Consider the following 12,617-nt stretch of genomic DNA (forward strand, 5'->3'; position numbering starts at 1 on the left):
ACTACTATTAATTATAATGTAAGGCTCTTATATTATAAAAATCTAATTTTTATCTATTCTCTACTTTTACAAAAGGTCTGATATTTTCACCGATATATATCTGTCTTGGTCTTCCAATTGGTTCTTTACGAAGTCTCATCTCTCTCCATTGAGCAATCCATCCTGGCAATCTTCCTAAAGCAAACATTACGGTAAACATTTCGGTTGGTATCCCTAAAGCTCTGTATATAATACCAGAATAAAAATCTACATTAGGGTATAGTTTTCTTTGTATAAAGTATTCATCTTCCAAAGCTACTTTTGCTAATCCTTTAGCAATATCAAGAACAGGGTCCTCAATACCTAAATCTTCAAGTATTTCTTCTGCAGATGTTTTTATAATCTTAGCTCTTGGATCAAAGTTTTTATATACTCTATGACCAAACCCCATTAAACGGAAGGGATCATTTTTATCTTTAGCTTTTGCAATATACTTAGCAGTATCTCCTCCATCTTCCTTAATTGCTTCAAGCATTTCTATAACAGCTTGATTTGCTCCTCCATGAAGAGGTCCCCATAATGCAGACATTCCTGCAGATAACGAAGCAAACAATCCTGCATGAGAAGAACCAACAATCCTAACTGTAGAAGTAGAACAGTTTTGTTCATGATCTGCATGAAGGATTAATAATTTATCCAATGCATCATATACAAGGTTATTTGATTCATATGCTTTATTAGGTCTTGCAAACATCATTTTATGTAAATTCTGTACATATCCCAATGAGTTATCTCCATAATCTAATGGAAGACTTTTTCTTTTTCTCATTGTCCATGCTGCTAACACTGGAAATTTTGCCAGGATTTTCACAATAGCATTATACATTTCTTCTTCAGAATCAACATCTACCGATCCTGGATTAAAAGCTATTAATGCACTTGTTAAAGAAGACAATACACCCATTGGATGTGCGCTTTTAGGAAATCCATCCAGGATTTTCTTCATATCTTCATCAACATGAGATTCTTCTTTAATATCTCTATCAAATTTTTCTAATTCTGCTGCAGTAGGTAATTCTCCAAAAATCAATAAATAAGCGACTTCTAAAAAATCTGCTTTTTCTGCCAATTCTTCTATAGAATATCCTCGGTATCTTAAAACTCCTTTTTCTCCATCAAGAAATGTAATACCACTCACACAACTTCCTGTATTTTTATATCCAGGATCAATGGTTGTAACCCCTCCGGTTACCCCTCTTAGTGTTTTAATATCAATTCCTAATTCTTTCTCTGTTCCTTCTATTATCGGGAACTCATATTTATTACCGTCGATTTCTAATGTAGCTATTTTTGACATGTGATTATTTTAGAGTTTTGCTATTATTGTAGGGTTGCTAAATTACGAAATATAGTGTTAACATAGTATTAATCATACGATCATTTTTACCCCTACAACTCATTTTCACAATTATAAAAAAAATAAAGCGGCTACCTAATTAGATAACCGCTTTATAATCGTTTATAGTCTCTACTATTTCACCTTAAATGCACTTTCTTTTGGATAGTATGCAACGCTTCCTAATTCTTCTTCAATACGAAGTAATTGGTTGTATTTTGCCATTCTATCACTACGAGATGCCGACCCTGTTTTAATTTGCCCTGTATTTAAGGCTACAGCCAGATCTGCGATAGTATTATCCTCTGTTTCGCCAGAGCGGTGTGACATTACAGAAGTATACCCTGCATTATGTGCCATATTTACTGCAGCAATAGTCTCAGTAAGCGTTCCTATCTGATTAACTTTTATTAGTATCGAATTGGCAGTACTATTTTCTATTCCTCTTGAAAGTCGTTCTACATTCGTAACAAACAAATCGTCTCCAACTAACTGAACCTTATTTCCTATTTTACCTGTAAGATATTTCCACCCTTCCCAATCATTCTCATCCATACCATCTTCTATAGAAATAATTGGATACTTTGAAGCTAGTTCTGCAAGATAATCCGCTTGTTCTTCACTCGTTCGTATTACTCCTTTATCGCCTTCAAATTTTGTATAATCATATTTACCATCAACAAAAAATTCTGCTGCTGCACAGTCTAGCGCAACCATTATCTCATCACCAAATTTGTATCCTGCTTTTTCTACTGCTAGAGCAATTGAATCCAAAGCATCTTCTGTACCGTCTAATGCTGGAGCAAATCCTCCTTCATCACCTACTGCAGTGCTCAGACCTCTGTCATGCAATACTTTTTTTAGGTTATGAAAGATCTCGGTTCCCATTTGCATTGCATGTGTAAAATTTTTGGCTTTTACCGGCATCACCATAAACTCCTGAAATGCTATTGGTGCATCACTATGCGAACCTCCATTGATAATATTCATCATTGGCACAGGTAGCGTATTAGCACTTACTCCTCCTACATAACGATATAACGGCATATTAAGTTCGTTTGCTGCTGCTTTTGCTGCTGCTAGCGAAACTCCTAATATTGCATTAGCTCCAAGTTTTGACTTGTTAGAAGTACCGTCTAATTGGATCATCGTTTGATCTAATAAATTCTGATCAAAAACAGAATATCCTAATAACTCTTCAGCAATTATTGTATTTACATTTTCGACAGCCTTGAGAACTCCTTTACCCATATATGCTGCGCCACCATCTCGTAGTTCTACAGCCTCGTGTTCTCCAGTAGATGCTCCAGAAGGAACAGCTGCTCTTCCTAAAACACCGTTTTCGGTAATCACGTCTACTTCTACAGTTGGATTACCACGTGAATCTAAGATCTGTCTAGCGTGAATATTAATAATTACACTCATGTTTTTAATTTATTTTGTTGGATAATTTTAATTCTTCGCAATATACAAAACCAGTACACTTTAAGCTCTTCAAAAAAACCATAATTTACTACAGAAACCATGATATAATTATGAAGTTATCAACTATAACGTTATAGATTATTGTTTCCTCTAAAGAACCAAAAGTTACTATATCATTGTTCTACTATGCTGTGATTTTTGTTTTTTTAATATTCTCGATAAACTGATCAAACAAATAGATCGAATCATTAGGTCCGGGGCTAGCCTCTGGATGATACTGTACAGAGAAACAGTTTTTATTTTTCATTTTGATTCCTGCAACGGTGTCATCATTAAGATGCACATGAGTTATTTCTACATCTGGGTGTTTTTCTGTTTCTTCTCTATGTATTGCGAAACCATGATTCTGTGAAGTAATTTCTCCTTTACCTGTAATCAGGTTTTTAACCGGGTGATTTATTCCCCTATGCCCATTATACATTTTATATGTACTTATCCCATTGGCTAATGCTATTACCTGATGCCCTAAACAAATACCAAATAGTGGCAAATCTTTTTCGAGAATCTCTTTTGCAGTTGCAATTGCTTGGGTTAATGGTTCTGGATCACCAGGACCATTAGAAAGGAAGTATCCATCTGGCTCCCATCCACTCATTTCTTCGAATGTAGCATTATAAGGAAATACTTTTATATATGCATCTCTGCTTGTCAGGTTACGAAGTATATTTTTCTTTATTCCTATATCTAAAGCTGAAATCTTATAAGTAGCATTAGGGTCACCTACAAAATAAGGTGCTGTAGTAGAAACTTTTGAAGCTAGTTCTAAACCATTCATATCAGGAACTGCTGCTAGTTCCTTTTTTAATTTATCTACATCATCAACCTCTGTAGAGATCACAGCATTCATTGCTCCATTATCCCTAATATAGCTTACTAATGCTCTTGTATCTACATCAGAAATTGCTAAGAGATTATGTTTTTCTAAAAATTCTTGTAAAGAACTATCTGCTAGGTCTCGGGAATATTCGTAACTAAAATTCTTAACAATCAGGCCCGCAATTTTAATGGAATCAGATTCTATTTCGTTTTCGTTAGTTCCATAATTACCTATATGCGCATTGGTAGCTACCATTAATTGCCCGTAATACGAAGGGTCTGTAAAAATTTCCTGGTAACCTGTCATACCAGTATTAAAACATACTTCACCAAAAGCACTACCTTCTCTTCCCACAGCTTTGCCATGAAAAATTGTACCATCTGCTAATAAAAGAACTGCTTTTTTTCGAGATTGATATTTCATTTGTTATACCTTTTGTTTTTAATGGTCTGACAAAATTCACATAGTATTTGTTTGGATTGGCATTTCAATCTTTACTACCATGTTTGTTTCATCGTTTTCAACTTTATTTGATTATAAAATTTCCGTTTTGGCGGAAACTAACTTTTTAGAATTATTCAAAAAAAAAGGATAAACGACGAACGTTTATCCTTTTATTATTATGTGCGATTCGCATTTTTCATTTACTCTTCTTCAGAACTAGTAGTTTCGGTTACTGGTGCTACGGGAGCAGTTTCAGCTTTCTTTCCTTTACCACCTCTTCTTCTTGATTTCTTTTTAGCAGGCTTACCAGCATTGTATAGCTCGTTATAATCTACTAATTCGATCATAGCCATATCTGCATTATCCCCAAGACGGTTACCAAGTTTTATAATTCTTGTGTATCCACCTGGTCTATCTCCTATTTTAGAAGACACATCTCCGAACAACTCTGCTACAGCATACTTATTATTCCCAAGACGACTAAAAGCAATTCGTCTATTATGAGTAGATTCTGCAGTAGTCGTGTTATTTTCTGCTTTTGCTTTTGTCACTAATGGCTCTACAAACTGCTTAAGTGCTTTTGCTTTTGCAACTGTAGTGTTGATTCTTTTGTGCTCTATTAGAGAACAAGCCATATTCGCAAGCATTGCTTTACGATGTGCTGTTTTTCTCCCTAAGTGATTTACTTTTTTTCCGTGTCTCATGACATTTTATTTTAATCATCATCTTGCTCAATCTGCCTCATGCAGAGAGCAAACTATGATGGATTAGTCTTTATCTAATTTGTATTTTGAAAGATCCATACCAAAGTTAAGTCCTTTAACATTCACTAATTCTTCAAGTTCTGTTAAAGATTTCTTACCAAAGTTACGAAACTTCATTAAGTCATTTTTATTGTAAGATACCAAATCTCCTAAAGTATCTACCTCTGCTGCTTTTAAACAATTAAGTGCACGTACAGAAAGATCCATATCGATCAATTTAGTTTTTAACAACTGTCTCATGTGAAGTGATTCTTCATCATAAGTTTCTGTTTGTGCAATTTCATCAGCTTCTAATGTAATACGCTCATCAGAGAATAACATAAAGTGATGGATTAATATTTTAGCAGCTTCGGTTAATGCATCTTTTGGATGAATAGATCCATCTGTTACAATTTCGAAAACTAATTTTTCGTAATCTGTTTTTTGCTCTACACGATAGTTCTCAATGCTATACTTAACATTTTTGATTGGAGTGTAAATAGAATCTGTAAAAATGGTTCCAATAGGAGCGTTAGCTTTCTTATTTTCTTCAGCAGGAACATAACCTCTACCTTTTTCGATAGTAATTTCTAGGTTAAGTGCTACTTTTTTATCCATGTTACAGATTACAAGATCAGGATTTAACACCTGGAATCCAGAAATAAATTTCTGAAAATCACCAGCAGTTAATTGCTCTTGACCCGAAATAGAGATCGTCACAGATTCATTATCTATATCTTCTATTTGACGCTTAAAACGTACTTGTTTAAGATTTAAGATAATCTCGGTAACATCTTCTACTACTCCAGAGATCGTAGAGAACTCATGATCTACACCTTCTATTCTAAGAGAAGTTATAGCGAATCCCTCTAAAGAAGATAGCAAAACTCTTCGTAAAGCGTTACCAACTGTTAATCCATACCCTGGTTCTAATGGTCTAAATTCAAATTTACCATCGAACTCAGTAGAGTCGATCATGATAACTTTATCGGGCTTCTGAAAATTTAATATTGCCATGTTATTGTTTCTTCTTAGAGTTATTACTTAGAGTATAATTCGACGATGAATTGTTCGTTAATGTTTTCCGGAATTTGAATTCTAGCCGGAACAGATACAAAAGTACCTTGCTTAGTATCATTATTGAACGTAATCCATTCATACACTTTACTGTTATTAGCAAGAGAGTTCTGAATTACTTCTAATGATTTTGATTTTTCTCTTACTCCAACAACATCTCCTGCTTTCAGTTGATAAGAAGGAATGTTAACTTGTTGTCCATTAACAGTTATATGTCTGTGAGAAACTAACTGTCTTGCTCCTCTACGAGAATTTGCCAATCCCATTCTGAATACTACATTATCCAAACGAGATTCACAAAGTTGAAGTAATACCTCACCAGTAATTCCTTGAGCACGTGTTGCTTTTTCGAACATGTTACGGAATTGACGCTCTAATACTCCATACGTATACTTTGCTTTTTGCTTTTCCATTAACTGGATAGCATACTCACTTTTCTTTCCTCTACGTCTGTTGTTTCCGTGTTGTCCCGGCGGGTAATTTCTTTTTTCGAATGACTTATCGTCTCCGAAGATCGCTTCGCCAAATTTACGAGCGATTTTAGTTTTTGGACCAGTATATCTTGCCATTATTAATAATTTAGTTACTTAGGATGATTATGAATTAAGGTCTCTTTCCTTCGACAATCAATACTCCTAATTTAGATTTACTTATTTTTATTTATATAAAAGATCCCGAAATTAAAATTCGGGATAAAAATTATACTCTACGTCTTTTTGGAGGACGGCATCCGTTATGGGGCATTGGAGTAACATCAATAATTTCTGAAACCTCAATACCTGAATTATGAAGAGAACGTATTGCCGATTCTCTACCATTACCTGGACCTTTAACATATACCTTTACCTTCTTAAGTCCAGCTTCGATAGCTACTTTAGAAGCATCTTCTGCGGCTAATTGGGCAGCATAAGGAGTATTCTTCTTAGAACCTCTAAAACCCATTTTACCAGCAGAAGACCAAGAAATAACGTCTCCCTTTTTATTTGTTAACGAAATAATTATGTTGTTAAAAGAAGCTGTTACGTGTGCTTCTCCTACTGATTCAACAATTACTTTACGTTTTTTTGAAGTTGACTTTGCCATACTACTTATTATTTAGTTGCTTTTTTCTTATTAGCAACTGTTTTTCTTCTTCCTTTACGTGTTCTAGAATTGTTCTTAGTGCGTTGTCCTCTAAGTGGCAAACCAGCTCTATGACGGATACCTCTATAACATCCAATATCCATAAGACGTTTGATGTTTAACTGTACCTCAGAACGTAATTCTCCTTCAATAGTATAGGTTCCTACAGCTTCACGGATACGACCAATTTGATCATCATCCCAATCTGAAACTTTTACACTTTGATCTACTTTGGCAGTATCTAAAATTTCTTTAGCTCTACTTCTACCAATTCCGAAGATATAGGTTAATGCTATAACTCCTCGCTTTTGTTTAGGTATATCTACCCCTGCAATTCTTGCCATAATTACCCTTGTCTTTGTTTAAATCTAGGATTCTTTTTATTAATTACGTAAAGTCGGCCTTTTCTACGCACAATCTTGCACTCGGCACTTCTTTTTTTTATTGATGCTCTAACTTTCATCTCTTTGTTTTTAATTCCCAAAACATACTAATTATATCTTTTGGAAGGTATCAGTAACAAGATTTTTCGGCCTGCAAAAGTACACAAAAAATCTTAATTTACAATATTCTTAAATTATTTAGTATCTATATGTTATACGAGCCTTTGTTAAATCATAAGGACTCATTTCTAACTTCACCTTATCTCCTGGCAATAATTTAATGTAATGCATTCGCATTTTACCAGATATATGAGCTGTCACTACATGACCATTCTCTAGTTCTACACGAAACATTGCATTTGATAATGCTTCGATGATACTTCCGTCTTGTTCTATTGCTGGTTGTTTTGCCATTATGCTACTGCTTTACGGTTTTTACCAGTTTTCATTAATCCATCATAATGCCTGTTTAACAAGTATGAATTAACTTGTTGCATTGTATCGATTGCTACACCCACCATAATAAGTAGAGAAGTTCCTCCAAAAAACAATGCCCAACCTTGTTGTACATTCAACAACTTAACTGCTATTGCAGGAAATACTGCAATTAACGCTAAGAATATTGATCCTGGTAATGTGATTTGAGACATGATCTTATCCAAATATTCTGATGTTTCACTTCCTGGGCGAATACCAGGAATAAAACCACCACTACGTTTTAAATCGTCTGCCATTTTATTAGTTGGCACTGTGATCGCTGTATAAAAATACGTAAATATGATAATCAATACTGCAAACAAAACATTATACCAAAATCCGAAAATATCACTAAATGCTGCAGCAATACCTTGAGAGGTTTCTGAATCTGACAGACCAGCTACAGCAGCAGGCACAAACATAATTGCCTGAGCAAAAATGATAGGCATTACTCCTGAAGCATTTAATTTTAAAGGTATATACTGACGAGATCCAAAAACGTTCTTCTCATATCCTCCTCCGGCTGTTCTTCTAGCATACTGAACTGGTATTTGGCGCACAGCCATTACCAATAATACTGATGCCAATATGATTACAAACCAGATAACCAGTTCTATTAATACCATAATCATTCCTCCTCCGTCTCCTGAAGTTCTTGATGCAAAGTTTTGCACAAATGATTGTGGCAACGTAGCAATAATACCTACCATAATTAAAAGGGAGATACCATTACCTATACCTTTATCTGTAATTTTCTCACCTAACCACATTGCAAAAATACAACCTGTGGATATAATGATCACAGAAGACACAACAAAAACTGTTTGATTAGGCACTACAAAAGCTTCTGCCGGTAGTGTTGCAAACAGATTATAAATATATCCTGGTCCTTGAACCAAAGTAATAGCAATAGTTAACCAACGTGTAATTTGATTAATCTTTTTTCTACCACTTTCCCCTTCTTTTTGTAGTTTTTGTAAATAAGGAATTGCTATCCCCATTAACTGAACCACAATTGAGGCTGATATATACGGCATAATACCTAATGCAAATACTGAAGCGTTAGCGAAAGCTCCTCCTGTAAACGCATTAAGTAACCCCAACAAACCATCTTGAGTTTGTGTTCCCAGGTTTGCTAATTCTGAAGCATCTATTCCTGGAAGTACTATTTGCGCCCCAAATCGATATACCAAAAGTAATCCTAGTGTAACTAAGATTCTATTCTTTAGTTCTTCGATTTTCCAAATGTTTTTTATTGTGTCAATAAATTTCATGAATTGTCTATTATAAGGTTACTGCTTCACCACCTGCTGCTTCTATAGCAGCTTTTGCAGTGGCTGTAAATTTGTGAGCTGAAACTTTTAATTTTGCTTTCAGTTCACCTCTTCCCAATATTTTAACCAAATCATTTTTCCCCGCCAAACGTGTAGTTAAAATCACATCTAGATCAACAGTATCTTTAATTTTACCATCATCTACCAATTTTTGTAGTGTGTCTAAATTAATCCCTTGATACTCTTTTCTATTAATGTTTTTAAAACCAAATTTTGGCACACGTCTTTGAAGTGGCATTTGCCCTCCTTCAAAACCTATCTTTTTAGAATATCCTGAACGTGATTTTGCTCCTTTATGTCCACGAGTAGCAGTTCCTCCCTTTCCGGAACCTTGTCCACGACCTACTCGTTTGCTATTATTTTTTACCGAACCTGCAGCAGGTTTTAAGTTACTTAAATCCATGTGCTTTTATTATTTTGTTTCTATCGAAACTAAATGTTTAACTTTATTTACCATCCCAAGGATATTAGGAGTATCTTCATGCTCCACAACCTGGCCGATCTTTTTAAGACCTAGAGCCTCTAGGGTTCTCTTTTGTCTTTGAGTACGGTTAATCGCACTTTTTACTTTAGTAATTTTAATCTTTGCCATCGTTCCTGAATTTATCCTTTAAACACTTTCTCTAGTGAAACTCCACGCTGAGTTGCTACTTGTTGCGCACTACGCAATTGTAACAAAGCATCAAACGTTGCTTTCACCACATTATGTGGGTTAGACGATCCTTGGTTTTTAGAAAGTACGTCATGCACTCCTACAGATTCTAATACTGCACGGATTGCTCCACCAGCAATTACTCCGGTACCCGTAGCAGCAGGTAAGAGTAATACTCTTGCGCCACCATACTTACCTTTTTGTTCATGAGGTAATGTACCTTTATGTAATGGAATACGAACCAAATTCTTTTTTGCATCTTCTACCGCCTTAGCGATAGCTTCTGCTACTTCTTTAGACTTACCTAAACCATGACCTACAACACCGTTTTCATCACCTACAACAACTATAGCCGAGAAGCCAAATGCTCTACCACCTTTAGTTACTTTAGTTACACGTTGTACACCAACTAAACGATCTTTTAGTTCAAGTCCGCTTGGTTTTACTAATTCTGCGTTTTTATATTTTTGATACATATTTTCTTAGAATTTAAGTCCTGCTTCTCTAGCACCGTCTGCTAATGATTTTACTCTACCGTGATACAAATACCCTCCTCTATCAAAGGATACTGTTTCTACACCAGCTTTCTTAGCTTTTTCAGCAAGCGCTTTACCTACTAAGTTTGCTTTTTCTATCTTACTTCCTTTTGCTGAAGCAATGTCTTTATCTCTTGAAGAAGCAGCACTGATTGTCTTACCAGTTACATCATCTATGACCTGAGCATAGATTTCTTTATTACTTCTAAAAACAGATAATCTAGGACGTTGTTCTGTACCGCTTACATTTCCGCGAATACGCTTTCTTATCTTTAATCTTCTTAAATCTTTTGAGAATGCCATAACGTTAGTTATTATGCAGATTTACCTGCTTTTCTTCTTAATTGTTCTCCTACGAATTTGATACCTTTCCCTTTATAAGGCTCTGGTTTACGGAAGCCTCTAATTTTAGCTGCTACCTGACCCACCAATTGCTTATCATGAGAGGTTAATTTTACTATAGGATTCTTACCTTTTTCTGAAATAGTTTCGATCTTAACTTCTGGTGCTATGTCTAAAACTATATTGTGAGAGAATCCCAAAGCCAAGTCTAATTTTTGACCTTGATTAGAAGCTCTATATCCAACTCCTACCAATTCTAACTCTTTACTAAATCCTTCAGAAACACCATTAACCATATTATTAATCAAAGCTCTATATAAACCGTGCTTTGCTTTATGATCTTTGGCTTCACTAGGTCTTTCTAAAACAACCTGGCCTTCTTCCACTTTCACTTCGATACTATCGATCTCTTGAGAAAGCTCTCCTAATTTTCCTTTAACAGTAACAACATTACCTGTCACTTCAACAGTGACACCAGACGGAATAGTTACTGGATTTTTTCCTATTCTTGACATTTCTTTTGTCTTTTATACTGTTAATATACGTAACAAAGTACTTCACCACCTACATTCTCTTGCTTTGCACGTTTACCGGTCATTACACCGTGAGAAGTAGAGACTATCGCAACACCTAATCCGTTAAGAATTCTTGGAATATCATTAGACCCTGCATACTTACGTAGACCTGGCTTACTGATTCTTTGTAATTCTTTAATAACTGGTTCTTTAGTTAATTTATCGTATTTAAGTGCAATTTTGATAGTACCTTGTGTTGTATTATCTTCAAATTTATAACTTAAGATATATCCTTGATCGAATAATATCTTAGTGATCTCTTTTTTAACCTTCGATGCAGGAATCTCAACTACTCTGTGTTGAGCACTATTTGCATTACGGATTCTGGTTAAATAATCTGCTATAGGATCTGTATTCATTGTTTATGAATTTATGGTTTTGGTTTTCAATTTTTTAACTGAACCTTAAACCAATTAATTTACTTTATTATTACCAACTAGCTTTTGTTACTCCCGGAATTAATCCTTGGTTCGCCATCTCTCTGAATGTTACACGAGAAATTCCAAACTGACGCATATATCCTTTTGGTCTTCCTGTTAACTTACATCGATTATGCTTACGAACTGGTGAAGCATTTTTAGGCAATTTCTGTAATGCATCATAATCTCCAGCTTCTTTTAAAGCCTTACGTTTCTCTGCATATTTTTCTACAGTCTTAGCTCTCTTCACCTCACGGGCTTTCATTGATTCTTTAGCCATAATTAATTCTTTTTAAAAGGTAATCCTAGTTCGGTTAACAATGATTTTGCTTCTTTATCGGTTTTTGCCGAAGTTTCGAAGGTAACGTTCATTCCAGAAATCTTATTTACCTTATCGATATCGATTTCAGGAAAAATAATCTGTTCCAAAACTCCTAATGAGTAATTACCTCTACCATCAAAACCTGTAGCTTTAATTCCGTTAAAATCTCTAACACGTGGTAAAGCTGAAGTAATAAGACGATCTAAAAATTCATACATTCTTTCTCCTCTTAACGTAACTTTTGCTCCGATAGGCATTCCTTTACGTAATTTGAAAGAAGCTACATCCTTTTTAGAAATCGTTGCTATAGCTTTCTGACCTGTTATATTTGTTAATTCGTCTACTGCATAGTCGATTAACTTTTTATCAGCTACTGCTGCTCCAACACCTCTACTTAAAACTATTTTTTTAAGTTTTGGTACTTGCATTACATTATCATAGCTGAATTCTTCTGTAAGAGCTGACACTACTCTGTCTTTATACTCTTGTTTTAATCTTGGGATATAAGCCATAA

At 34.9% G+C, this 12,617-nt stretch carries 19 protein-coding genes; all 19 read right to left on the reverse strand.

What is annotated here, in order from left to right; translation table 11 throughout:
* Positions 1 to 49 precede the first annotated feature (49 nt).
* Positions 50 to 1,336, reverse strand: a complete 1,287-nt coding sequence (locus ATE84_RS23030; RefSeq protein WP_101450171.1) for a citrate synthase — start codon at positions 1,334 to 1,336, stop codon at positions 50 to 52.
* A 174-nt stretch (positions 1,337 to 1,510) separates the two neighbouring features.
* Positions 1,511 to 2,800, reverse strand: a complete 1,290-nt coding sequence (gene eno / locus ATE84_RS23035; RefSeq protein WP_101450172.1) for a phosphopyruvate hydratase — start codon at positions 2,798 to 2,800, stop codon at positions 1,511 to 1,513.
* A gap of 184 nt (positions 2,801 to 2,984) precedes the next feature.
* On the reverse strand, positions 2,985 to 4,100 hold the full coding sequence (carA, locus tag ATE84_RS23040; protein ID WP_101450173.1) for a glutamine-hydrolyzing carbamoyl-phosphate synthase small subunit: 1,116 nt from the start codon (positions 4,098 to 4,100) through the stop codon (positions 2,985 to 2,987).
* A gap of 221 nt (positions 4,101 to 4,321) precedes the next feature.
* Positions 4,322 to 4,825, reverse strand: a complete 504-nt coding sequence (gene rplQ, locus ATE84_RS23045) for a 50S ribosomal protein L17 (protein WP_101450174.1) — start codon at positions 4,823 to 4,825, stop codon at positions 4,322 to 4,324.
* Positions 4,826 to 4,888: 63 nt separating this feature from the next.
* Positions 4,889 to 5,881 carry a DNA-directed RNA polymerase subunit alpha gene (locus ATE84_RS23050; RefSeq protein WP_024770856.1) on the reverse strand — a complete coding sequence of 331 codons (993 nt, stop codon included), beginning with the start codon at positions 5,879 to 5,881 and terminating at the stop codon, positions 4,889 to 4,891.
* Between the two features lie 23 nt (positions 5,882 to 5,904).
* Entirely contained in the window at positions 5,905 to 6,510 is a 606-nt protein-coding gene (gene rpsD, locus ATE84_RS23055) for a 30S ribosomal protein S4 (protein ID WP_101450175.1), read from the reverse strand.
* Between the two features lie 130 nt (positions 6,511 to 6,640).
* A complete protein-coding gene (gene rpsK, locus ATE84_RS23060; RefSeq protein ID WP_025666464.1) occupies positions 6,641 to 7,024 on the reverse strand; it encodes a 30S ribosomal protein S11 in 384 nt (127 codons plus the stop codon).
* A gap of 8 nt (positions 7,025 to 7,032) precedes the next feature.
* On the reverse strand, positions 7,033 to 7,407 hold the full coding sequence (gene rpsM, locus ATE84_RS23065) for a 30S ribosomal protein S13 (protein WP_101450176.1): 375 nt from the start codon (positions 7,405 to 7,407) through the stop codon (positions 7,033 to 7,035).
* Positions 7,408 to 7,409: 2 nt separating this feature from the next.
* The gene (gene ykgO / locus ATE84_RS23070) at positions 7,410 to 7,526 is read right to left on the reverse strand and encodes a type B 50S ribosomal protein L36 (RefSeq protein WP_013621733.1); all 117 of its coding nucleotides are present in this window, start codon (positions 7,524 to 7,526) and stop codon (positions 7,410 to 7,412) included.
* A 118-nt stretch (positions 7,527 to 7,644) separates the two neighbouring features.
* Positions 7,645 to 7,860, reverse strand: a complete 216-nt coding sequence (infA, locus tag ATE84_RS23075; protein WP_008613577.1) for a translation initiation factor IF-1 — start codon at positions 7,858 to 7,860, stop codon at positions 7,645 to 7,647.
* Positions 7,860 to 9,197: a preprotein translocase subunit SecY gene (gene secY / locus ATE84_RS23080; RefSeq protein WP_024770860.1), complete on the reverse strand. Its 1,338-nt coding sequence runs from the start codon at positions 9,195 to 9,197 to the stop codon at positions 7,860 to 7,862. Before secY ends, infA begins: the two co-directional genes overlap by 1 nt.
* 10 nt (positions 9,198 to 9,207) lie before the next feature.
* Positions 9,208 to 9,660, reverse strand: coding sequence for a 50S ribosomal protein L15 (rplO, locus tag ATE84_RS23085; RefSeq protein ID WP_025666461.1), 453 nt, complete (start codon positions 9,658 to 9,660; stop codon positions 9,208 to 9,210).
* Between the two features lie 9 nt (positions 9,661 to 9,669).
* The gene (gene rpmD, locus ATE84_RS23090) at positions 9,670 to 9,849 is read right to left on the reverse strand and encodes a 50S ribosomal protein L30 (protein WP_024770862.1); all 180 of its coding nucleotides are present in this window, start codon (positions 9,847 to 9,849) and stop codon (positions 9,670 to 9,672) included.
* Positions 9,850 to 9,860: 11 nt separating this feature from the next.
* Positions 9,861 to 10,385: a 30S ribosomal protein S5 gene (rpsE, locus tag ATE84_RS23095; RefSeq protein ID WP_025666460.1), complete on the reverse strand. Its 525-nt coding sequence runs from the start codon at positions 10,383 to 10,385 to the stop codon at positions 9,861 to 9,863.
* Positions 10,386 to 10,391: 6 nt separating this feature from the next.
* Positions 10,392 to 10,748, reverse strand: coding sequence for a 50S ribosomal protein L18 (gene rplR / locus ATE84_RS23100; RefSeq protein ID WP_025666459.1), 357 nt, complete (start codon positions 10,746 to 10,748; stop codon positions 10,392 to 10,394).
* A gap of 11 nt (positions 10,749 to 10,759) precedes the next feature.
* Positions 10,760 to 11,302, reverse strand: coding sequence for a 50S ribosomal protein L6 (rplF, locus tag ATE84_RS23105; protein ID WP_101450177.1), 543 nt, complete (start codon positions 11,300 to 11,302; stop codon positions 10,760 to 10,762).
* A gap of 20 nt (positions 11,303 to 11,322) precedes the next feature.
* Entirely contained in the window at positions 11,323 to 11,721 is a 399-nt protein-coding gene (gene rpsH, locus ATE84_RS23110; RefSeq protein ID WP_101450178.1) for a 30S ribosomal protein S8, read from the reverse strand.
* 70 nt (positions 11,722 to 11,791) lie between these two features.
* The gene (rpsN, locus tag ATE84_RS23115; RefSeq protein WP_101450179.1) at positions 11,792 to 12,061 is read right to left on the reverse strand and encodes a 30S ribosomal protein S14; all 270 of its coding nucleotides are present in this window, start codon (positions 12,059 to 12,061) and stop codon (positions 11,792 to 11,794) included.
* A 2-nt stretch (positions 12,062 to 12,063) separates the two neighbouring features.
* The gene (gene rplE, locus ATE84_RS23120) at positions 12,064 to 12,615 is read right to left on the reverse strand and encodes a 50S ribosomal protein L5 (protein ID WP_101450180.1); all 552 of its coding nucleotides are present in this window, start codon (positions 12,613 to 12,615) and stop codon (positions 12,064 to 12,066) included.
* Positions 12,616 to 12,617 lie beyond the last annotated feature (2 nt).

This window comes from Aquimarina sp. MAR_2010_214, from assembly GCF_002846555.1.
GTDB lineage: Bacteria > Bacteroidota > Bacteroidia > Flavobacteriales > Flavobacteriaceae > Aquimarina.

Coding starts and splice junctions, on each gene's coding strand:
- ATE84_RS23030 (WP_101450171.1), bottom strand. CDS start 1,336: ATGTCAAAAATAGCTACATTAGAAATCGACGGTAATAAATATGAGTTC.
- eno (WP_101450172.1), bottom strand. CDS start 2,800: ATGAGTGTAATTATTAATATTCACGCTAGACAGATCTTAGATTCACGT.
- carA (WP_101450173.1), bottom strand. CDS start 4,100: ATGAAATATCAATCTCGAAAAAAAGCAGTTCTTTTATTAGCAGATGGT.
- rplQ (WP_101450174.1), bottom strand. CDS start 4,825: ATGAGACACGGAAAAAAAGTAAATCACTTAGGGAGAAAAACAGCACAT.
- ATE84_RS23050 (WP_024770856.1), bottom strand. CDS start 5,881: ATGGCAATATTAAATTTTCAGAAGCCCGATAAAGTTATCATGATCGAC.
- rpsD (WP_101450175.1), bottom strand. CDS start 6,510: ATGGCAAGATATACTGGTCCAAAAACTAAAATCGCTCGTAAATTTGGC.
- rpsK (WP_025666464.1), bottom strand. CDS start 7,024: ATGGCAAAGTCAACTTCAAAAAAACGTAAAGTAATTGTTGAATCAGTA.
- rpsM (WP_101450176.1), bottom strand. CDS start 7,407: ATGGCAAGAATTGCAGGGGTAGATATACCTAAACAAAAGCGAGGAGTT.
- ykgO (WP_013621733.1), bottom strand. CDS start 7,526: ATGAAAGTTAGAGCATCAATAAAAAAAAGAAGTGCCGAGTGCAAGATT.
- infA (WP_008613577.1), bottom strand. CDS start 7,860: ATGGCAAAACAACCAGCAATAGAACAAGACGGAAGTATCATCGAAGCA.
- secY (WP_024770860.1), bottom strand. CDS start 9,197: ATGAAATTTATTGACACAATAAAAAACATTTGGAAAATCGAAGAACTA.
- rplO (WP_025666461.1), bottom strand. CDS start 9,660: ATGGATTTAAGTAACTTAAAACCTGCTGCAGGTTCGGTAAAAAATAAT.
- rpmD (WP_024770862.1), bottom strand. CDS start 9,849: ATGGCAAAGATTAAAATTACTAAAGTAAAAAGTGCGATTAACCGTACT.
- rpsE (WP_025666460.1), bottom strand. CDS start 10,385: ATGTATCAAAAATATAAAAACGCAGAATTAGTAAAACCAAGCGGACTT.
- rplR (WP_025666459.1), bottom strand. CDS start 10,748: ATGGCATTCTCAAAAGATTTAAGAAGATTAAAGATAAGAAAGCGTATT.
- rplF (WP_101450177.1), bottom strand. CDS start 11,302: ATGTCAAGAATAGGAAAAAATCCAGTAACTATTCCGTCTGGTGTCACT.
- rpsH (WP_101450178.1), bottom strand. CDS start 11,721: ATGAATACAGATCCTATAGCAGATTATTTAACCAGAATCCGTAATGCA.
- rpsN (WP_101450179.1), bottom strand. CDS start 12,061: ATGGCTAAAGAATCAATGAAAGCCCGTGAGGTGAAGAGAGCTAAGACT.
- rplE (WP_101450180.1), bottom strand. CDS start 12,615: ATGGCTTATATCCCAAGATTAAAACAAGAGTATAAAGACAGAGTAGTG.